General features: G+C 59.4%; 16 protein-coding genes, 1 tRNA gene and 2 pseudogenes. 13 read left to right on the top strand and 6 right to left on the bottom strand.

The genetic code is table 11. From position 1 onward, the window contains the following. Positions 1-108: 108 nt before the first annotated feature. The 5 genes from GGQ68_RS19790 to GGQ68_RS19770 all read left to right on the top strand — a co-directional run bounded on the left by GGQ68_RS19790 (position 109) and on the right by GGQ68_RS19770 (position 6066). Positions 109-2073: a hybrid sensor histidine kinase/response regulator gene (locus tag GGQ68_RS19790; RefSeq protein WP_183969085.1), complete on the top strand. Its 1965-nt coding sequence runs from the start codon at positions 109-111 to the stop codon at positions 2071-2073. Beyond that, positions 2010-3299: a nicotinate phosphoribosyltransferase gene (pncB, locus tag GGQ68_RS19785; RefSeq protein ID WP_183969083.1), complete on the top strand. Its 1290-nt coding sequence runs from the start codon at positions 2010-2012 to the stop codon at positions 3297-3299. Before GGQ68_RS19790 ends, pncB begins: the two co-directional genes overlap by 64 nt. Before the next feature lie 110 nt (positions 3300-3409). After that, positions 3410-4495, top strand: coding sequence for a histidinol-phosphate transaminase (hisC, locus tag GGQ68_RS19780; RefSeq protein WP_183969081.1), 1086 nt, complete (start codon positions 3410-3412; stop codon positions 4493-4495). After that, a complete protein-coding gene (locus tag GGQ68_RS19775) occupies positions 4492-5418 on the top strand; it encodes a prephenate/arogenate dehydrogenase family protein (protein ID WP_183969079.1) in 927 nt (308 codons plus the stop codon). Before hisC ends, GGQ68_RS19775 begins: the two co-directional genes overlap by 4 nt. 12 nt (positions 5419-5430) lie before the next feature. Continuing rightward, positions 5431-6066: an extensin-like domain-containing protein gene (locus tag GGQ68_RS19770; protein WP_221235650.1), complete on the top strand. Its 636-nt coding sequence runs from the start codon at positions 5431-5433 to the stop codon at positions 6064-6066. A gap of 7 nt (positions 6067-6073) precedes the next feature. Here the strand turns inward: GGQ68_RS19770 and GGQ68_RS19765 are convergent, their stop codons facing one another. Beyond that, on the bottom strand, positions 6074-6496 hold the full coding sequence (locus GGQ68_RS19765) for a hypothetical protein (RefSeq protein ID WP_183969077.1): 423 nt from the start codon (positions 6494-6496) through the stop codon (positions 6074-6076). Positions 6497-6708: 212 nt separating this feature from the next. Between GGQ68_RS19765 and GGQ68_RS24435 the strand changes: the two are divergent. Continuing rightward, positions 6709-6891 (top strand): annotated as a pseudogene (locus GGQ68_RS24435) (transposase); the annotation flags it as partial. Between the two features lie 163 nt (positions 6892-7054). Next, positions 7055-7378: a transposase gene (locus GGQ68_RS19755; protein WP_183969073.1), complete on the top strand. Its 324-nt coding sequence runs from the start codon at positions 7055-7057 to the stop codon at positions 7376-7378. On the opposite strand, the gene GGQ68_RS19750 is transcribed toward GGQ68_RS19755, so the two are convergent. Then, a complete protein-coding gene (locus tag GGQ68_RS19750) occupies positions 7375-9636 on the bottom strand; it encodes a response regulator (protein WP_221235649.1) in 2262 nt (753 codons plus the stop codon). The two genes, GGQ68_RS19755 and GGQ68_RS19750, sit on opposite strands and share 4 nt — an antisense overlap. Positions 9637-9847: 211 nt before the next feature. Here GGQ68_RS19750 and GGQ68_RS19745 point away from each other — a divergent pair, with 211 nt between their 5' ends. Together GGQ68_RS19745 and GGQ68_RS19740 are read left to right on the top strand one after the other, a co-directional pair. Next, complete coding sequence (locus tag GGQ68_RS19745) at positions 9848-10189, top strand: DUF2853 family protein (protein ID WP_183969069.1); 342 nt, start codon at positions 9848-9850, stop codon at positions 10187-10189. Between the two features lie 1574 nt (positions 10190-11763). Further along, positions 11764-12210: an EVE domain-containing protein gene (locus GGQ68_RS19740; protein ID WP_183969067.1), complete on the top strand. Its 447-nt coding sequence runs from the start codon at positions 11764-11766 to the stop codon at positions 12208-12210. A gap of 37 nt (positions 12211-12247) precedes the next feature. Here the strand turns inward: GGQ68_RS19740 and GGQ68_RS24430 are convergent. The 4 genes and pseudogenes from GGQ68_RS24430 to tsaD all read right to left on the bottom strand — a co-directional run. Continuing rightward, positions 12248-12615 (bottom strand): annotated as a pseudogene (locus GGQ68_RS24430) (IS3 family transposase); the annotation flags it as partial. A 300-nt stretch (positions 12616-12915) separates the two neighbouring features. Next, positions 12916-13185 carry a YciI family protein gene (locus tag GGQ68_RS19735; RefSeq protein ID WP_183969065.1) on the bottom strand — a complete coding sequence of 90 codons (270 nt, stop codon included), beginning with the start codon at positions 13183-13185 and terminating at the stop codon, positions 12916-12918. Between the two features lie 3 nt (positions 13186-13188). Beyond that, positions 13189-14151 carry an NAD(P)H-dependent glycerol-3-phosphate dehydrogenase gene (locus GGQ68_RS19730; RefSeq protein ID WP_183969063.1) on the bottom strand — a complete coding sequence of 321 codons (963 nt, stop codon included), beginning with the start codon at positions 14149-14151 and terminating at the stop codon, positions 13189-13191. Then, positions 14148-15227, bottom strand: a complete 1080-nt coding sequence (gene tsaD / locus GGQ68_RS19725; protein WP_183969061.1) for a tRNA (adenosine(37)-N6)-threonylcarbamoyltransferase complex transferase subunit TsaD — start codon at positions 15225-15227, stop codon at positions 14148-14150. The genes GGQ68_RS19730 and tsaD overlap by 4 nt, the downstream gene beginning before the upstream one ends. Positions 15228-15320: 93 nt before the next feature. Here tsaD and GGQ68_RS19720 point away from each other — a divergent pair, with 93 nt between their 5' ends. From GGQ68_RS19720 to GGQ68_RS19705, 4 genes are all read left to right on the top strand, one after another. Beyond that, entirely contained in the window at positions 15321-16088 is a 768-nt protein-coding gene (locus GGQ68_RS19720) for a uroporphyrinogen-III synthase (protein ID WP_183969059.1), read from the top strand. A 19-nt stretch (positions 16089-16107) separates the two neighbouring features. Continuing rightward, a complete protein-coding gene (locus GGQ68_RS24735; RefSeq protein WP_183969057.1) occupies positions 16108-17673 on the top strand; it encodes a mitofilin family membrane protein in 1566 nt (521 codons plus the stop codon). A gap of 13 nt (positions 17674-17686) precedes the next feature. Continuing rightward, the gene (locus tag GGQ68_RS19710) at positions 17687-19234 is read left to right on the top strand and encodes a heme biosynthesis protein HemY (protein WP_183969055.1); all 1548 of its coding nucleotides are present in this window, start codon (positions 17687-17689) and stop codon (positions 19232-19234) included. Between the two features lie 822 nt (positions 19235-20056). Further along, positions 20057-20132 (top strand) — tRNA-Thr (locus GGQ68_RS19705). Positions 20133-20478 lie beyond the last annotated feature (346 nt).

The raw sequence follows: 20478 nt of genomic DNA, 5'->3' as shown, positions 1-20478 counted from the left end.
AGAGTTTGAAATGAAGACGAAAAGTAACCGGATTTGTAGTCTTCCCTGACTATTGGGTTTTGTACATTCTGTTGACCTAGCATCTATTTCAGACGGAAGCCCCGCCTCATGTCGCAACCCGATGCGGTCCAAGCGACCGCAGATGCCAAATTCGAATCCCGCTACGGTCAGGCTGCCTTGCTTGACCGGTATGCGCGCGCGCGCATCCGGGATTTTCTGGTTCGGCAGGTGGCGACGCTCATCGGGACTGTGGTGGTCTGGTATGTGGTCAATCCTGCGGCCGCGATGGTCTGTCTCTTCCTCGCCCTGGCGGGGGAGGGGATCGACCTGCTCAGCTTGCAGTATGCGCGCAAGCGATTGCGACTGGGAGCGTCGTTGACACCCTTGTTGAGGATCACGGCCTTCACCGCCGGGGTGCAGTCGCTGACCATTGCCGTGTGTGTCTTGCTGCTTCTGGCCTTTGCGACGACGGGTGAGGCATCTTTGATCGCGCTGTGCTTTCTCATGGCGGGGGCTGTGAATGCCGGGTTTGTCATGACGCATCATCGGCTGGCGTCGTGTGTCAAGCTGGGCGTGCTGTCGTCCTGCGTGCCAATCTATCTGGTGGCGGATGTGGTGACAGCGGGCGGTTTCGGGATTCCACAACTGATCCATCTGCTTCAGGTGGCGATGTTGAGCTATTTCACCTTCTCCTTTGTTGCATTTGCAGTGCGCAGTTGGAAGCGGCGGCTGGCCAATGAGCGCGACCTGATGCAGAGCGCGGCACGACAAGAGCTGACCAACCGCGAGTTGCTGGCGGCGAAGAAAGAGGCAGAGCAGGCGGCACAGGCCAAATCCGCCTTCCTCGCGACCATGAGCCACGAGATCCGCACACCGTTGAATGCCGTGATCGGCATGAGCGATCTGCTGGCCCAGGCCGAGCTCGGCCACGAGGGGCGCGGCTATGTTGATACGATCCGCACGGCGTCGACATCGTTGTTGGGGATCATAAACGACGTGTTGGATTTCTCGCGGCTGGATGCGGGCCAGATGGCGTTCGAGTCGCTGCCCTTTGCGCCGTCCGAATCTATCAGCGCGGCGGCACGGCTATTGATGCCTTTGGCGCAGGCCAAAGGACTGACAGTCGTGATCGCGGACGACGGTTCGCTGCCGGCGCGGGCCAGTGCGGATGAAGGAAGGCTGCGGCAAATCCTGCTGAACCTGATGGGAAATGCAATCAAATTTACCGAACAGGGCGAGGTCAAGGTGATCTCTCGGGCGGAGCAGACACCGGACGGTTGGCGCATGGTGATCCGTGTGATGGACACCGGAGTCGGCGTGCGGCCTGATCGGAGCGATGCCATTTTCGAGGTGTTTCAACAGGCGGATGCGGCCACCACGCGACGGTTTGGCGGGACGGGCCTGGGTTTGCCGATCAGCCGGGCGTTGGCGCGACGCATGGATGGCGACATCCAGCTGTTGCCGCCGGATCCGGACCGTCCCGGCGCGACCTTCGAGCTGACCGTCGCGCTGAAGCGTGCGCCGGCAGAGGCTTCGGCGCGCGGACCCGGTCTGGTGCCCGTGGACAAGGGTATCGCAAGACCATTGCGCGTGATCCTTGCTGACGACAACGAAACCAACCGCCTGCTGGTGCAGCAGTTGCTGAAGGCAGAGCAAGTGACGCTGTATCAGGTGGTGAACGGGCGCGAAGCGCTGGATTTGACTGCGCGGATAAAGCCGGACGTGGTGCTGATGGATATGGCCATGCCGGAACTCGACGGGCTGGAGGCCTCGCGCCGTATCCGAACGCTTGATATCCCGCAGCCGCATATTATCGCGCTGACCGCCAACGCCTTTGCCTCTGATCAGGCGGCGTGTCAGGCGGCGGGGATGGATGACTTCCTTACGAAACCCATTCGGAAATCCGTGCTCATCGCGGCACTTGCGCGTGCGTCCCGACTTCATAAAGGTGTTTCACAACCGGGAACCGATGCCGTAACAGGGCTCGACCGTTCGGAAGGGAGCACGCCGTGGACATCGCGACAAGAGTCTGGAACCACAAGTGGAAAATCGATCCGATCGTCCGGTCCCTGATCGATACGGATTTCTACAAGCTGTTGATGTGCCAGTCGGTGTTTCGCAATCATCGCGACACCAACGTAACGTTCAGCCTGATCAACCGGTCCAGCGAGGTGCCTCTGGCCAAGCTGATCGACGAGGGCGAGCTGCGCGAGCAGCTTGACCACATCCGGTCGCTGTCCCTGACCCGCGGCGAAAGCACCTGGCTGCGCGGCAACACGTTTTATGGCAAGCGCCAGATGTTCCGCCCGGATTTCATGAAGTGGTTCGAGACCCTGCAACTGCCCGCCTACCATCTGGAACGGGTCGGCGACCAATACGAGCTGACCTTTGAAGGCAAGTGGCCCGAGGTCATGCTGTGGGAAATTCCCGCGCTGGCCGTGTTGATGGAGCTGCGCGGCCGCGCCGTGCTGCACGACATGGGCAAGTTCGAGCTTCAGGTGCTGTACGCGCGTGCCGCCACGAAGCTGTGGGAAAAGGTCGAACACCTGCGACAGGTGCCGGATCTGAAGATCGCCGATTTCGGTACGCGGCGGCGGCATTCGTTCCTCTGGCAGGACTGGTGCGTGCAGGCGATGCTCGAAGGGCTGGGCAAGAATTTCACCGGCACGTCGAATTGCCTGATCGCAAAGAACCGCGATCTTGAGGCGATTGGCACCAACGCACACGAGTTGCCCATGGTCTACGCTGCGCTGGCCAAGGATGATGCCGCACTGGCGCAGGCCCCTTATGACGTGCTGGCGGATTGGCACGAGGAGCATTCCGGCAATCTGCGCATGATCCTGCCCGACACTTACGGCACCGATGGCTTTCTGAAGCACGCGCCAGACTGGCTGGCGGGGTGGACCGGCATTCGTATCGACAGCGGCGATCCTGCCGCCGGTGCAGAAACCGCGATCCGTTGGTGGCAAGACCGGGGCGAAGACCCCACGAAGAAGCTGGTGATCTTTTCCGATGGCCTGGATGAGCAGAAAATCGTCGAGTTGTATCATCAGTTTACGGGGCGTGTTCGTGTGTCCTTTGGCTGGGGCACGCTGTTGACCAATGATTTCCGCGGGCTTGTTCCAAACGATGCCCTGGCGCCATTCAGCCTTGTCTGCAAGGCGGTGTCGGCCAACGGCAACCCCACGGTGAAGCTGTCCGACAACCCCAACAAGGCGATGGGCCCGGCCGAGGAAATCGCGCGCTACAAGCGTGTTTTTGGGGTCGGCGAACAAGTTGCGCAAAAGGTGGTCGTCTGACGTCCGGGTTGCCGGAAAACGTCACCGACACCTGAGCGTCGACCCGCGTCCTTTGTGGGGCTTTTCTTGGCCCGCGGACGGGGGTAAGCCCCTGTGCGAAGGAGTTACCAATGGCCCCCATCGACCCGCAGCCCGGCATCATGGACATCGCCCTGTATCAGGGCGGGAAATCCAAGGTGGAAGGCGTCACCAACGTGGTGAAGCTTAGCTCGAACGAGAACCCCTTTGGCGCAAGCCCTGCGGCGAAAGACGCGGTGGCGCGCTCCGTGCACGAGCTGCATCGCTATCCCCCGACCGACCACGAGGATCTGCGCCGTGCCATTGGCGAGGTGCATGGCGTCGATTGGGAGCGGGTGATCTGTGGCGTTGGATCGGACGAGATCATCACCTTCCTGTGCCAGGCCTACGCGGGTGAGGGCACCGAGGTGCTGTACACCGAGCACGGCTTTGCCATGTATCGCATCAGCGCGCTTGCGGCTGGCGCGACCCCGGTCGAGGTCAAGGAACGCGACCGCGTGACCTGCGTGGACAACCTGCTGGACGGCTGCACCGACAAGACGCGCTTGGTGTTCATCGCCAACCCCAACAACCCCACCGGCACCATGATCGGCATGGCAGAGATCGAACGGCTGGCCGAAGGGCTGCCGGATCAGTGCCTGCTGGTGCTTGACGGGGCCTACGCGGAATACGTCGAAGGATACGATGGCGGCGCCAAGCTGGTCGACATGCGCAACAACGTGGTGATGACGCGCACGTTCTCAAAACTGTATGGTCTGGGCGGTTTGCGCGTCGGCTGGGGCTATGGGCCGCGTCATGTGATCGACGTTTTGAACCGTGTGCGCGGGCCGTTCAACCTGTCCTCTACGGCGCTGGCAGCGGCAGAGGCCGCCCTGCGCGACACCGCCTATGCCGAGAAATGTCGCAACGATAACACGCGGTTGCGCACCATCTTGTCAGAAGCTCTGGCAGAACATGGTGTGCCTTGTGACACGTCGGTTGCGAACTTTGTGCTGGCGCGCTTTGCCGATCAGCAAGAGGCGGAGGATTGCGATCTGTATCTGCAAAAGCAGGGGCTGATCGTGCGCCGCGTGGCGGGGTACAACCTGCCCAACTGCCTGCGCATCACCGTAGGCGATGAACCGTCGGTGCGTCGCGTCGCCTATTGCATCGGCCAGTTCAAGGCAGGTGCCCGATGACGGAGGCCACCCCGGCCCCCGCCTACCGCAAGATCGCGCTGATCGGTCTGGGTCTGATCGCCGGCTCCATGGCCTGGGCCTGCCGCCGCGACGGCATGGCGACCGAGATCCGGGGCTATGCACGCTCCGAGAAGAGCCGCGAGATGACGCGCCGACTTGGGTTCTGCGACGTGGTCTGTGACAGCGCCGAGGAGGCGGTGCAGGACGCGGATCTGATCGTCCTGGCGACCCCCGTGGGTGTCATGGGCGCCGTGGCCGCGTCCATCGCCCCGCATCTGAAGCCCGGCGCCGTGGTGATCGACGTCGGATCGGTCAAGCGTACGGTGATCGAGGAGGTGCAGCCGCACATCCCGGAGGGCGTGCATTTCATCCCCTGTCACCCCATGGCCGGGACAGAGCATTCCGGACCGGACGCGGGCTTTGCCAGCCTGTTTGACAACCGCTGGTGCCTGATCGTGCCGGTGGACCACACGCCCGATGCAGAGGTCGCGCGGCTGGAGCAGTTCTGGAGCCGCCTTGGCGCCATGACCGAACGGATGGACCCGGAGCATCACGACCTCGTATGTGCCGTGGTGAGCCACATTCCGCACCTGATCGCCTACACGATGGTGGGTGTGGCCGACGATCTGAGCCGCGTCAGCGACCAGGAAGTCATCAAGTTCTCTGCCGCTGGGTTTCGCGACTTTACCCGGATTGCCGCCAGTGACCCGACGATGTGGCGTGACGTGTTCCTGACCAACAAGGAAGCCACGCTGGAAATTCTTGGCCGCTTCACCGAGGAATTGTTCGCCCTGCAACGCGCCATTCGCACCGGCGATGGTGAGCAGCTTCACGCCTATTTCACACGCACCCGTGCCATCCGTCGTAGCATTCTGGAGGCCGGGCAGGATACGAATGAACCGGACTTTGGCCGGACTCGGTAATCAGGTGGGACAATGGGTGTGATGCGTTATGTGATGCTGGCCGTGCTGGTGATCCTTACGGGGTGCGGGTCTGCGCGGGATCGGGCGTCGGACAGTATCGATGCACTGCGCGCGCGGTTTGACGGCATGGGCTCTGTCTGTGGCGATCCCTCCCTGATCGGTGAGACGATCGGCGTGGTCGACGGGCGCGGGGAGTGTGGGATGCGCAACGGCATTCGCCTGCGGGCTGTGGACGGTGTCGCGCTGTCGCAACCCGCCACGATCCGGTGCGAGACCGCGCGCCAGCTCAAGACATGGATCAACACCGCCGCCCGTCCCGCTGTGGGCAACGAAGGCGGCGGTGTGGCTGAGCTGAAGGTGGCTGCATCTTATGCGTGCCGGACGCGAAATCATAAGGTTGGCGCAAAGCTTTCGGAGCATTCGAAGGGCAACGCCATCGACATCGCGGCGGTGCGCCTGGTGGACGGTACAGAGATGTCGGTTCTGCGCGATTGGCGCAGTCGCACCTATGGTCCGATGTTGAAGCAGATGCACAAAGGGGCCTGCGGGACCTTTGGCACGACCTTGGGCCCCGGGTCCGACGGCTTTCACGAAGATCATTTCCACTACGACGTGGCTGACTATCGCGGTGGCCCATACTGCAAGTGAGACGACGCTATCGCTGCATCCGGGCGAGGATGTCGATGATGCGGGCCCATGCCGCCACTTGTTGAGCAGGCAGCACAAGCCGCAAGCGCGGGGCGGATGGATCGGGCAGGCGCAGGTCCAGTCCCTTTGGGGTCGGACGCGCACGCGCACCGTGAAGCAGTCGCGTTTCGTTACCACTTCCCGCTGGCCAGACCAGACCGGGCCCATCGGCCGTCATCACCAAAGCGGCGGCACTGTGCGCGGTGAGGGTTACGGTCCCTGCGGGCAATTCGGGATAACGTCGCGCCCAAGCGCGGCGGGCCTCCTCCTCTGAAGCGAACTGGCGGGGCCGTGACCGGGCGCTGACGCCAATCGCCAAAGCAATCCCCAATCCCAGAACCATGATCCAGACCACAGTCAACTTCTCCGTGTTGCGCGTCAGAAAGCGCATGCCTTTCGTCACCAGCCCTAGGCGCTGTGCGGCCCGAGGCGCAATTCTGCAAGTTCAATATCACGTGCGTCCGCAGCTCTAGCATGTCTTTTGCGCTAATTAGTTAAGCGATCTATTGAGGCCGACTGACCGGCAAGTCGCGATGTACGCACCCGTACTGTCTTTTGTTTCGCGCTTTCACCTTCTTCCCTGTGCTGTCGGCATTATAGGCTCTGGCTCAAGCCAACGGACCAGAGACGAGGCGCAGCTCATTTACCGAAGACCAGATCATTAGCATTTTGAAGGAACACGTGAGCGCGATTTCCGTGGCTGATCTGTGCCGCAAGCACGGGGTCAGCGATGCAACTGCCTCCAAATGGAAGGCCAAGTCTGGCGGCATCAATGTCAGCAAAGCGTGACAGAACCCTGCTGCGTTGGGACAATGGCCTGGTATTCACCTGCCATCGCTTTACGGACATTGTATGAAGCTACGGGCTGAAACAGGAATCTATCACGCCCGACTGTCCGCAGCAGAACGGCATTTTTGAACGCTTCTTCTGGATGCTGAGGGAGTAGCGCGTGCCTTGCCACCGCTTCGAGAGCATCCAGCACGCGATGCGCTTCATTGGTGACTGGATTACAGTCTATGGCAACCGTCGTTCCGAGGGCCTCTCGGAGGCGCTTGATGTGCTCAGCCAAGTTGTCATGCGCAAATCACGCAAGATGCGCGTCGGGGAATCAATCGCTCGATTCCTTGAACACCTCGTCGAGCAGTGCTTCAATACGATTAAAAGCGTAGGCCGTGTCGCTACACGCTACAATAAACCCGCTAAAAGCTTCTTGGGCTTTATCGGTATCGCCGCTATCCGACTTTGGCTCCCGCCTTTTGTCAACATGACCTAGGCACGACGTGAGTGTGGAGCTTTTGTGTCATCGCTCCATTTTGCCAACTTGGCGAGTAGCTTTGCGCGACGTACAGGCTTTGAAAGGAAATCAGACATGCCGGCGTTGAGACAGGCGAGACGATCCTCTGCCATGGCATTGGCGGTCAACGCAATAATTGGCACGGCGTCACGTGCTCCGCGCGCCTCAATTGTGCGTATCATTCGCGTGGCATCGTAGCCGTTCATCAGGGGCATCGACACATCCATCAGAACAACATCGGGCTTGAGACGGCAGAAAAGGTCAACGGCCTCCTGACCGTTCGAGGCAATGTGGATTGTCGCACCACTTTTTCCCAGTAGTTTTTGGATGACCAACTGATTTGTAGCGTTGTCTTCGGCCAGTAAAATGCGTTTCCCGAGCAGTGTATTCTCAGTTGCTGCTCCATTGTCCGATGAGGGGCCGTCGTGTTCAAGCTGTCGTCCCAGGGTTTCACAAAGAGCACGAGCCGTGGTTTCAAGCGTAAGCGGTTTGCGCAGGACGTTGGCGAAGCCCATTGCGGTGATTTCGGATTTCGCAAGATTGCGGTCCGCGCGCAATGTCATGATGGCCGGAGGCAGCGTGATTGCGCCTTGCGTCTGGCGGTGAGCAAGCAATCCATCCACAGCCAGGTCCGACAAACCGTATTCTATAAGGAGAAGATCGAAGGCATCTCCGTCCACGTTTGCATGTCTGGACAGCTCCACGCATTCCGCAACCGTGGCCGCCAGGACCGGCCTGATCCCGAGGTTCTTGAGCAATTGCCCTAAGGCGGAGCGCGTGGAAGGGTCGCGCTCAACCACGAGAACCTTCACACCAGACAGCGCACGTCTCGCAGTCTGCCAAAAGCTTGCGTCTGCTACAGGCACCGCTGTGTCCGGCATGGGCGCGAGAATCTCGAATGTCGACCCGGTCCCAGCTTGTGAATGCGCCGACAGGGTCCCCCCCATCAAGCGCACCAGCCGCAGCGTGATTGCAAGGCCAAGGCCTGTACCTTCGAACTGGCGCGTGTCCGTATCGTCAATTTGTGAGAACTCTTCGAATACATGGTCGAGCTTGTCTTCGGGAATACCAACCCCGGTGTCTGCAACCTTGATGAGAAGCAGGCCGCTTTTATTACGGTCGACGGTGATGTGCACGTGGCCGCGTGGCGTAAATTTTACTGCGTTGCCAACCACGTTCAGCAAGCATTGGCGAAGTCGTGCCGAGTCGCCATGCACATACACAGGTGCCATGAGCACGCTTTCAACACAGATTTCCACCTCTTTCGAAGCAGCGGACGGCGAAAACAGACAAGCCACGTCCTCGACCAAAGCCAGCAAATCGAACGGTTCAGGACGCACCTTCATCTTCCCCGCCTCAATCTTGGAGAAGTCGAGAATATCATTTATGATTGATAAAAGTGCGACTGCGGACGATGTGATGGTCGCGGTTACAGAGCGCTGCTCACATGACAGACTGGTCTGCTCCAGAAGTTCGGCCATGGCTATGACGCCGTTCATGGGCGTGCGAATTTCGTGGCTCATGTTTGCAAGAAATGCGGATTTTATTTTTTCCGCCTCTTCCGCCTGTTGCCGGGCAAGGTCCAGATTTTGGGCGGTTTTCTTCAACTGAAACCAGAAGAACAGTCCCACCGCAAAGGGGATGAGCGTCAGAGCAGCGATGAGGAGACCCACCTCCAGAACCAAGTGACGATAAAGCGACTGGATATCCTCTGCAGCGTCAGTGACATCCATGTACACTTCGTAAACGCCAATCACGTTGCCTCCCCTTACAAGGGGATGAAAGACTTCGGCGTAGTGACGGACCTGACCATTTTCGCCATCTTTTGTCGCGAATGTAATCTCTGACTGCCCCGTACGAGCGACCCTTTGGACGATTGAGGTGTCCTTGTACACGACGCCGCGATTCACGGGCCTTTCCGGGTTGAGCTTCGAAAGTAAAATGCGACCGTCCGTATCGAAGATTTTGAAATCAAAAACATTTTCGGCTGTCGCATGTCTGTTGAGATCGTTGAACGCAGACTGGGGAAAGGAGATACCTTTGCGGGCGTCGGCAAGCTCATTGGCGTAAATCTCCAGATGGTTGCCCCAAACGTAGGCCGCCGCCCGCGCCCGGTTGTGCAAATCCACATCTGCCGTATGCAAAGCAAAACGATTTCCAAGCCACAGCGCGAGCGCTATTGCCATCACGGTCGCAGCCAAGATGTAAAAGAAGCGACGCATGCGCCAAAATCCCATGATACCGCCGCAGGCATACGGGAGCGAGATTAAGGTCTTCTGAACAGTCCCGAGCCAGCTCGCGCAACACGCAGACGGAGCGGGAAGCTCTGCAGGCGCATTTTCCTTGCCCTCCTTGACCCTCTCGTTAACCATGGTGCCCAAGGTCTGAACGGCCGGGAAAACCAAAGACGAGCACCAATTTGCCGTCCAATGAGAGGGAGCGACTGTCATGGGAAAACGTGATGAGTTGATAGAAAAATATGCCGATGATCTGCGTAGCAAATGCGGCATGCAACCGGACATGGACCTGCTGACGAAAGTCACGATCGGATGCGGACCGTCAATCTACAACGCTGACAGTTCGATTGTAGCCTCCAGCCAAGACGGCGAATTGGAGACGGTGAAAGTCAATTTTTTGATGAAAAAGCTGGGCTTGCCCGACGGTCCGGACCTGATGGAGGCGATCAACCAGGTGATCGACACCTACGGTAAATCAGAGCGCAACAAGTATCGCGCGGTTGTCTACTACATGCTGACAAAGCATTTCGGGAAAGAGTCCCTTTACGTTTAAGCTCACCTCGCCAAGGCGATCCGCGACACTTCGGAATTGCACCAAATTGCTATGACTTCGGATTTGCCAAGAAAGACCATCGCGGGTAATTTGGATTCAAATCTGGCTAGAACGGCTGGGCCCGAAATTCAGTTACACGTGTGGTGCGTAGGGAGCACGTGGGTGAGAGGGGGGCCTTGGCTATAGCCAGGGTCTCCCTTTTCGGTTTTCACAAGCAGGTCTGGTTCTACCGCGATCGGTGGTAGGGTGATCGGCGTTTTTGCACGAGCCTCGTCGGAGGGGTATATTGTGCGACTCCCAGCATGACTTCTGAAACGCAAAGGCAGCTAAAAACCGATGAGACCATGAAGTGGTTGGCTTGCGATAACAGCTTGAATTGACCCACTGTCTTTCTGCTCATGCTGGGCGGGAGAAAGTAGCGATGAGTATGGCGATGGACGACGGCACCAAACGGTGGTGTCGGCGAAGCGTAAGACCGCGCTTGTCAACGAGATCATCTAGGGCAAGACAACCGTGAGCAATACGAGAAGCAGCTCAGAGACCTTCAGGAGGCCTAGGGCGAGGCCATGCCGGAGCTTCTGACCCGAAAAAAGCTGCAGGGCCACCTGGCGGACGGCGGCGCTGTTTTAATCGCCAAGCTCTTTGCCTGGTGGTTCGGTGTTCCGAGGTGAACGGTCTATTCCACGCCGGTGAAATCCGCGCCGAAGGTCTATTCTCGCTTGGCCGAACCGATCAAGAATATCCCTCTCACACATGCCGCGCATGTGCTGCCGGGCAGTGAACCGAGGAGGAACCCTCCTTCGGCTTTCGCACGGTGGCGTTGCTGCTGGGATTCAACAAGACGGTTTCGGCATCTCTCTCGAGCGGATGACGTTCGATGCCTCACTCCAGACAAAGGGCTGGCAACTGTCAATGTCTGGCAAGGCTGACGACGGCCAGCGCCGCACGCCTGCCTAGGCATTCACATTTGCGGCCTAACCTGGGCAGATTCCGCTTGTCGATGTAAGCACAGCCGCGGGTCATGCATGACGTCACAGGTAGGATAATGATCGTCACGAATTATATCCGCGAAAAGCAACGCCCATCAACGAACGCGGATCGAAGGAAGGGATCGTCCCACTGCCGCAGGCTCCCAGCCAAGGGTCGTGGATTTTGGCGAGACGCGTGGTGTCATCGGCGGGCGCGTCTGCAAGCGTTCCTATTTTTGACGGTCAGCATTGTGAGCGCCTTTTGCGCGAGTGACCACGTCGACATCTCTTTCTTCAGCAAGGCCTACCTCGGCAACCGTGTGTCGGATTACCAGTATGTGGTTTCGCTCTGAGACGCGCTTGACAGAGCGGCAGCCTTCTCCGCTTCATTCATGAATGTATTTGTGTGACGACGGTGCCGTTTAGCTTGGTGTTCGGTCATTGTCCTCACAACTCCAGTTTCCATTTCCGGCTGAATCAGCTTACTGCTTCCAACTGTCGCCAAATAAAAACTGTTCAACCAACGTAGAACGAATTTGCGCCCGGGAAGATTGAGGCGTCGCGAACCTCAGCCTTGAGTGGCGCCAGCCCAGAAGGATCGCTCAAGTGTCAAAGAAATACTGGTTGTTCAAGACGGAGAAGTCCACGTGGTCTTGGGAAAATCAGGTCGCGCGGGGCGATACGGGTGAAGAATGGGACGGCGTGCGCAACTACCAAGCGCGCAACTTCATGCGCGAGATGAAAGTGGGCGACCAAGGGTTCTTCTACCTATCGCAGCGAGATAGAGTGATTGTAGGTATCGTCGAAGTTATTACTGTCGCCCACCCTGAAAGTTCGACGGAAGATCAGCGGTGGGAATGCGTGGATATCAAGGCGATCAAAAGTCTGCCGACACCCGTTTCGCTCGATCAGATCAAGGCCGATCCTCGGCTTGCCGAAATGGTCTTGGTCAAAAATTCCCGCCTCTCGGTCCAGCCCGTAAAAGAAGATGAATGGCGCATTGTGTGTGACTTGGGTGGCCTCTCACCTGAGCACTGTCGGCCACTGGATTGACGACACCGAGGAGGGTTGAAAACAACCTACGGCTAGCGCGCACGTTGCGCATGTACAGGAGACAAAGGCCAAAGCCCCACCTCTTCTTTGCCTTCGTCAACCCGAGTGGCAGGTCGTCAATCTGCTCGTTATTATCATCGAGTTTCGGGATGTAGCGGCAGCAGGTCTCGCTGAAGAATGCCCAAAACGCCAGCGCGATAGTGACGCCTTTCGTTGCGATCGCTCTCTCGGCCACCGCGCGGCGGTTCGCTGGCCTAATGACTTTTTTCCAAAAGCCTCCTTGAGCAGATCGTTCTGCATGCTGACGTCGGCATACATGCGCTTCAGCTCGGCGGCAGGGACACGACACTCAATCTGGCGCAGCACACTCATGATCTGCGCTTCGGTCAATCGTGTTTTCTTCATCAGAAACGCCTCGTTCATCCTGCCGAGAAAATTCTATCTCCGCATCCCCTCAAGGTCGGGTGGGATTACGCGAGCTGAAGCAGTCTTGAGGCGTGTCGTCTCGACCTCTGTAAAATATCGACCTTATTTTGTTTTTCCATTGGGGCCATTTGGCTTTTGCCAAAGGACAAATCCAGGTCACCGAAAACCAATTCGCGCGTTCAAATGAGCGTTCGGGATTTCCGAACATCATGCCGTCTTTCACCAACTGATCGTCCCACGACCAGTTGGCTGTCTCCGACTTGAATAGCCAAAAGGTCGTCAGATCACTTTTTTCCAAGCGCGTAGGGTCACGGTTTCAAATAGCCCGGCCTTTGCGTAGGGATCGTTGTCTGCCCAATCCTGCGCGGCAGGCATATCTGGGACATCCAAGACAACCAGCGATCCAGTCATTTCGCCCGTCTCATCAAGCAGCGGCCCGGCCTGAGTGACCACGCCTGTGGCCTCGATGTAGGCAAGATGAGCCTCTCGGTTGTCCTTGCGGATTTGCAGCGCGCCGGTTTTGTCAAAGGCCATAAGGGCAATAAGCATGATCTATTCTTCCTTCAGGGGTCTGGACAGCAATTGGTCCATTGCCTCCTGCACCGTCAGGTCACCCGTGGTCAAGGCCGCGGTCGCCTGAGTGATTGGCAGCGGAATCCCGTGAAGATCTGACAGTTTTGCCGCGGCGCGGGCGGTGGCGGCACCCTCTACCGTGATGGTGGGCTCGAAATCCTCGCCTCGGCCCAGTGACAGGCCGAAACGGAAGTTGCGCGACCCCTCGGACGTACAGGTCAGGGTCAGGTCGCCCAATCCAGACAGTCCGGCCAGCGTTTCGGGGCGGGCACCAAGCGCAGAGGCAAGTCGCGTCATCTCCGCGAATCCACGGGTCATCAGAGCGGCGCGGGCGCTGTCGCCCAGTCCGGCACCGATACAGGCACCGCAGGCGATGGCTATGACGTTTTTCAACGCGCCACCGAGCTCTGCCCCCACCAAGTCGGTCGTGGTGTAAAGCCGGAGCACAGGTGTAGACAGTTTCTCCTGCAATATGCGGGCCGAGGGCTCGTCCGCGCAGGCCAGTGTCAGCGCCGTCGGCAATCCGTTTGCAATGTCGGCTGCAAAGCTGGGGCCCGTCAGAACCGCAACGGTGACGCTTGGTTTGACTTGCTGCGTCAACTCCGTCACGCCAAGGCCGCTTTCCAGGTCAATGCCCTTGCAACACAACACGATACGCGTGCCGACCATTGCGGATTTTATTCGTTTCAACACCATATGCAGGCTTTGAGCCGGGACAGCGATCAGGACGGTCTCCGCCGCAGCGGCTTTTTCCAGGTCGGTTGTGGCGCTCAGGCTATGTGGCATCTTCACACCCGGTAGCCGCGGTGACGACTTATGGTCGCGGATGCGCGAGACGGCGTATGGATCGCGGCCCCAGATGGTCACTTCGCGCTCATCGCGGGCCAGTGCGATGCCCAAGGCGGTGCCAAAGGCTCCCGTGCCAATAATCGAAACACTCATGCCTTGGCTCCTTTCTTGCCATGTCCCACTAGCGGAGAGGCCTTGCGATCAAGTGGCCAACGCGGGCGAGCAGACAAAGTCATATCGTGCGTGATTCCTTTCGCCAGCAATTCCGATCCTGCATAGGCAATCATTGCGGCATTATCTGTGCACAGCCTTAGGGGAGGGGCAGTAAATGTCACCTTAGCGGTTTCGCAAATTTTTTGCAGGGCCGCGCGTATCGCCATATTGGCGGCCACCCCGCCCGCCACGGCAAAAGCGGGCTCGGCGGGCTCTTCTTCAAGGTAAAGCGCAACGGCGCGTCGCGTCTTCTCCGCCAGAACATCACGCACTGCCGCTTGAAATTCGGCACAGAGATCTGCGCGATTCTGACGTGTCAGGCCGCCATTTTCTGTAATTATTCCATCACGTTGCCGCATCAAAGCTGTTTTGAGTCCGGAAAAGGACATATCGCATCCGGGCCGATCCAGAAGCGGGCGCGGCAATCGGTAGGCCCTTTCGATGCCGTGCTTTGCCTGCTCTTCAACGGAGGGGCCGCCGGGCTGCGGCAGCCCCAGAAGGCGCGCGGTCTTGTCAAAGGCTTCGCCCGGCGCGTCGTCAATTGTACCGCCAAGTCGAGTAAAATCCTCCGGACCGCGCACGATCAGGAACTGGCAGTGTCCGCCAGAGACCAGCAACATCAGGTAGGGGTAGGCCAGCCCATCGGTCAGTCGCGGCGTCAGGGCGTGGCCGGCGAGGTGGTTCACTCCGATCAGAGGTTTCCCAAGCCCCGTGGCGAGACCCTTACCCATCATCACCCCCGACAGCACGCCGCCGATCAGGCCGGGGCCGGACGTCACGGCAATGGCATCGATCTGGGTCAACGTCACATCGGCCTGTGCCAATGCGCGCTCGATACAGATGTCCAACCGTTCCGCATGGGCTCGGGCAGCGATTTCCGGCACAACGCCGCCAAAGGACGCGTGCAGATTGTTTTGACCTTCGACGACAGAGGACAGCACGTCGCGTCCCCGCAGCACCGCTGCAGCGGTGTCGTCGCAACTGCTTTCCAAACCAAGTATCAGGGGGTCCGTCATGCCGTGCTCCTGTAATTGGCGGTCCGCCGACATTGCCATGTGTTGCATCAGCGCGTATCACCAGAATGGTTGCCCCACAATGTCGGAGCCCCGATGGCATCACAGACAACTTCGGACAGCAGTCTGGATACCCCCGTGGTCCTGATGACACGCCCTCGGGCGGACTCCGAAGATTTCATCGCGGGGCTGAAGCAGCGCGAGTTGCACTTCAATACCGTCATTTCGCCCCTTATGCGCATCGTTTTCACTGATGATCCCATAGACATCGATGGCGTGCGCGGGTTGATCTTTACATCGTCCAACGGGGTGGCCGCATGGACGGCGCGTGGATTACGGGCAAATCTGCCAACCTATGTGGTCGGGCCCTCAACGGCCCTTGCCGCGCGCAGCATTGGTTTGAACCCTGAAATCATGGCGCAAAATGCCGTGTCGCTTGTGGACGAGCTGCGCAAGGAGGACGTGCAGGGACCTTTGCTGCACCTTTCCGGGCGGCACACGCGGGGTGATGTGGCAGGGCAATTGACCGCCATGGGGGTCGAAACACGTCGGGCCGTTCTATACGATCAACCGCCGATGCCGTTGACATCCGAGGCGCGGGCGGTCTTGCATGGAACTGTACCGGTGATTGTTCCCGTGTTCTCACCCAGAACCGCACAATTGCTAACTGAGGAGCGGCCTAAAGCGCCTCTTCTTGTCGCGGCGATGAGCGAAGCAGTGGCCTTCAACCTAGCATCGCTCCATATAGTGTCCCTGAAGGTGGCCGCGCGGCCCGATTCAGGCGCGATGCTGAATGCGGTGGCGGCACTGTTGAACACGGCGCAAGCCGAGAAAAGACATTCGGGGGGAGACCCTCGGCGATAGGGTGAAAGGGTGACGGGACGTGGCAGGCACGAGAAAAAACAGATCGGCCAAGGGGAAGACCCAGGCGGCAAGCGGAACCGATGCAAAGGCTTCTGTTTCTGAGGACAGCGTCGCGCCCGTTGGTGACGACACGCTTGCGCAGGAGCAAAGCGGCGCCTCTGTTGTCGAGGGCGAGCCGGACGCCAACGCGACCACTGATGCCACCGACGTGCCAAAGGCCACACAGGATGTGGAGCCAAACCCCGAGGCCGAAGGCGAATCCGTGGCGGAGGCCAAGCCCGAGGCAAATGACAGCACCGAGGCGGAGCCTGCCGCCTTTGAACGTGCTCCCGAGCCGGAAAAAACACCTGCTTCCGACACCACGTCCAATGTTGACACCACGCCGGAGACTGACGGCACCTTGGGCGCTGTCACGCCATCCGCTGAGCCTGAGCACGAGCAAAAGCCGGTCGACGACGAGGCAACGGTCGTGGAGGACAGGTCCCGTACCAGCACGGCGACGGCAGCTGTTCCCGCAGTGCGTGAAGAAAAGAAAAGCAGCGGTTTTGTCCCGATGGTGCTGGGCGGCGTGATCGCTGCCGGGTTGGGGTATGGCGCGGCCTACCTCGGTTTTGTCGGCGGTGGTGAAAATCCATTCGAGACGGAGACACGCTCCACCTTGGCGGCACAGCGTTCGGAACTTGACGGGCTGAATGCGCTGCCGCAGGCGGTCACCGACCTGCAGGCGCAAGTAGATGGAATTGACCTCAGCGCGCTGGACACAGGGCTGGCCGGTGTTCAGGATGCCATGTCTGAAATGAACACACGTCTGACGGCAATCGACGACCAGATTGCCTCGATGGACAGCCGCATGACCGCTCTGGAAAAGCAGCCTTTGGCAGAGTCTGTCTCACCCGAGGCCATCGCAGCCTACGAGCGTGAATTGGAACAGCTGCGGGGCGCGGTTTCAGACCAGCAAACGGCGCTGGAGGCCGAGAAAGCCGCGCTGAACGAACAGCTTGAACAGCGCACCGCCGAAATGCAGAGCATTGTTGACGAGGCCCGCGCGCTGGAGACGTCCGCAGAGGATCAGGCCCGTCTCGCCGCCGCGCGTGCCGCCGTGTCCGATGTCATCGCCCGTATCCAAGAAGGTCAGGCCTTTGCCGAACCGCTTGCGGCTCTGTCTGATAATGACGTCACCGTCCCGGACGCACTGCAAGCCACGGCAGAGGACGGCGTGCCAACGATGGCGTCGCTGTCCGGCAGCTTCCCGGACGCCGCACGTCAGGCGCTGGCCGCCTCGCGCAGCAGCGCGGCGCCTGAGGGAGAGGCGGATGCCGCGACCAGTGGTGGGCTTGGAGCCTTTTTCCAAAGCCAGCTTGGCGCACGATCTGTTGTCCCGAAGGAAGGTAATTCGACGGATGCGATCCTGTCGCGTGCCGAAGATGCGGTACGGAACAGCAACCTCGACAAGGCGTTGACCGAACTAGAGGCTCTGCCGACTGAAGCAAAAGACGCGCTCTCCGACTGGCTTTCACAGGCGGAACTGCGGCGTGATGCTCTGGCGCAGGCATCCGACCTCGCCCAGCAATTGAACCAGCAATAAGGGTTACGAAAACATGTTGTGGTCACTTATCAAGATCGTCGTTTTCGTCGCCATGGTGGCGGCAATCACCCTTGGGCTGGGGTATCTGATCGAAGCGGACGGCACGGGCCTTGCGCAGGCGCGCATCACTCTGGCAGGGGTTGAATATACCCTGACGCCGTTGTTGATGTTCCTCGGCGCGTTGGTTTTGATCGCGCTGGTCTGGCTGTTCATTCAGGCCTTCCGCATCGTCATTGCGACGCTGCATTTCATCAACGGGGACGAAACCGCTCTGTCGCGGCATTTTCACCGCAATCGTGAGCGGAAGGGCTATGAGGCTCTGTCCGAGGGGATGATGGCGCTGGCCTCCGGTGAGGGGCGCGTCGCAATCGCCAAGGCGCAGCGTGCAGAAAAGTATTTGCACAAGCCGGAATTGACGGACCTTGTCACGGCGCAGGCCGCCGAGATGATGGGTGACCGCGCCAAGGCCGAAGAGGTCTACAAGCGTCTGCTTAAGCGTGACTCGACGCGCTTTGTCGGCATTCGTGGGATCATGAAGCAAAAGCTGGCAGCCGGTGAAACCGACACGGCGCTGCAACTCGCAGAGCGCGCCTTTGCCATCAAGCCCAAGCACGAAGAGGTGCAGGACACGCTTCTACGCCTGCAGGCAGAGAAGGCGGATTGGGCCGGCGCGCGTCAAACGCTGTCGGCCAAGCTCAAGCATGGGTCGTTGCCGCGCGATGTTTACAAGCGCCGCGATGCGGTTCTGGCCCTCAGCCAGGCCGCAGAGATCGAGGATCGGGACGAAAGTGCCGCCGCCGCAGAGAAGGCCATCGAAGCGAACCGGAATTCTCCGGACCTCGTGCCCGCAGCGGCCATGGCTGCGCGCCACTTCATCGCGCAAAAACGGCCTCGGAACGCTGTGCGCGTGCTGAAGAAAGCCTGGGAAAGCCATCCGCATCCGGACCTCGCTGCCGCCTTTGCCGCGATCGAGCCGAACGAGACGCCCGACGCGCGCATCAAACGCTTTGTCCCGTTGACCCGGATCAATCCCGAGCACCGCGAGACAAAGTTGCTGTTGGCTGAACTGAACCTCGCCGCGGAGCACTTCCCCGAAGCGCGTCGCGCTCTGGGTCAGTTGGTGGAAAAGGAGCCCGACGCGCGCGTTCTGGCCATCATGGCGGCCATCGAAAAGGGCGAGGGCGCGAAGGATCAGGTTATTCGCGGTTGGCTGGCCAAGGCGGTCACCGCGCCGCGTGGTCCGCAATGGGTTTGTGAAAACTGCAACACGATCCATGGCGATTGGCGCCCGACCTGCACGAACTGCGGGGCATTCGACACACTGGCGTGGAAAACACCGCCGCAGTCCGAAGTGGTCTTGCCTGCAGGCGCCAACATGCTGCCGCTGATCATCGGCGCGTTGGAGGACAAATCTGCGGAGGTGTCCGTCGCGGAGGATTCGCAGCGCGCCGAGGTGATTGACATCAGTCCCAAGGCAGCAGCGCGTCCTGAAGGCAAGACAGCCGCCGAACCCGAAGACGCGGAACTTGTCGAACCCGGCGACAAGAAAGACGCAAGCTAGGGCTTGCCCTGGGCGGCCGCCCGATCGGCCGCCCACCGGAAGCCGCTGTTGTGCAGTTGGTAGAGCAGATCATTCGCGATGAGCGCGTATCCCCTTTTTTCCGAATGATCACAAAGCCTAAGGCTTTTTAGAAACTGCGTTATTGAAAACCGTAGGCTTTATTGCGCAAAGTTCATGAAGCTCGGACCTTGCACTTCCCGAGATGCGCTTAATCTTGGGGCACCGTGTGGTTTGCTGAGCGCGGTCTGGCTGTTCTGGACGGCGCCGCGGTCAACAAACGGTCTGCCTGCCGCCAAGATCAGGGTGGACGACTTGCTCATTCGACAGCTTCAACTTCTGCCTTTCTCGGCAGATTACAATGCATCCGCGTGCCGTCGAATAGATGAGGTCTGGAGGGCTGAGATCTTTGACGCGGTGCGCAAGGACCAGATCATGGCCCCAAGATACAATCGGTCATCCCAACAAAGCTCCGGGGCGAGGTAAAGTCCGCATACGCCCAAACAGAGGGCCGCAGACCAGAGGTCGTCTCATGCACTCACATTGAGAATGGGTCACGTGGTGGGGGCTATTCAAGCCGCTCAAGACGCAACGCTACGGCCAGCACGACTGGGTGCGCCGCACGCTTTAAGCGGCGATGGCGCGCTGAGGATCTGAATGCGGAGCATCCGGTCAGTGCTATTGTCACTGACCCGAAAGCCGGGGACTGGTTCTACATGGTGGGGGCGGAGAGTGGCCCGCCCAGCGACGAAGAGATTCACGTTGCCTTTTTCGCGAAAGACGCTTGAACGGCGCGTCGCATGCATTTAAACGCTCGGCCAGTCAGCCTCAATAGCTCAGCTGGTAGAGCAGGTCCTTCGTAAGGACAAGGTCGGGGGTTCGAGTCCCTCTTGAGGCACCACTATTCGTTCCGCGCCAATGAAGTCGTGTTTTTCCTTGGATTAATTTCGAGATAACTCGATGCAGCTTAGTCTGCCCCAAGGCGTGACAGCTGCAGACTTCGATACGAAAAGCTCCTGCCGGACGTGGTCGATACAGCGGCTGCGGCGAAGGGTTCGGTCTTTTCCCTTTGAGGCCTCCGACAGGATCAGCCTTACTCGTGCACATCTATCCCGTCTCGCGACGATTGCGCCAAAGTGCTTCGATGTCCTCGCGACCTGTGTCGGCTTGTGCCGCGGCGACCAGAGGCTTCTAGACTCTGCCTTAAGCCAACCCTTGCCCGATGGGGTTTTGCGGCACGCTGATGC

It is taken from the genome of Sagittula marina, from assembly GCF_014196795.1.
Lineage (GTDB): Bacteria > Pseudomonadota > Alphaproteobacteria > Rhodobacterales > Rhodobacteraceae > Sagittula > Sagittula marina.
This window is presented reverse-complemented; position numbering and strand designations above follow the sequence as displayed.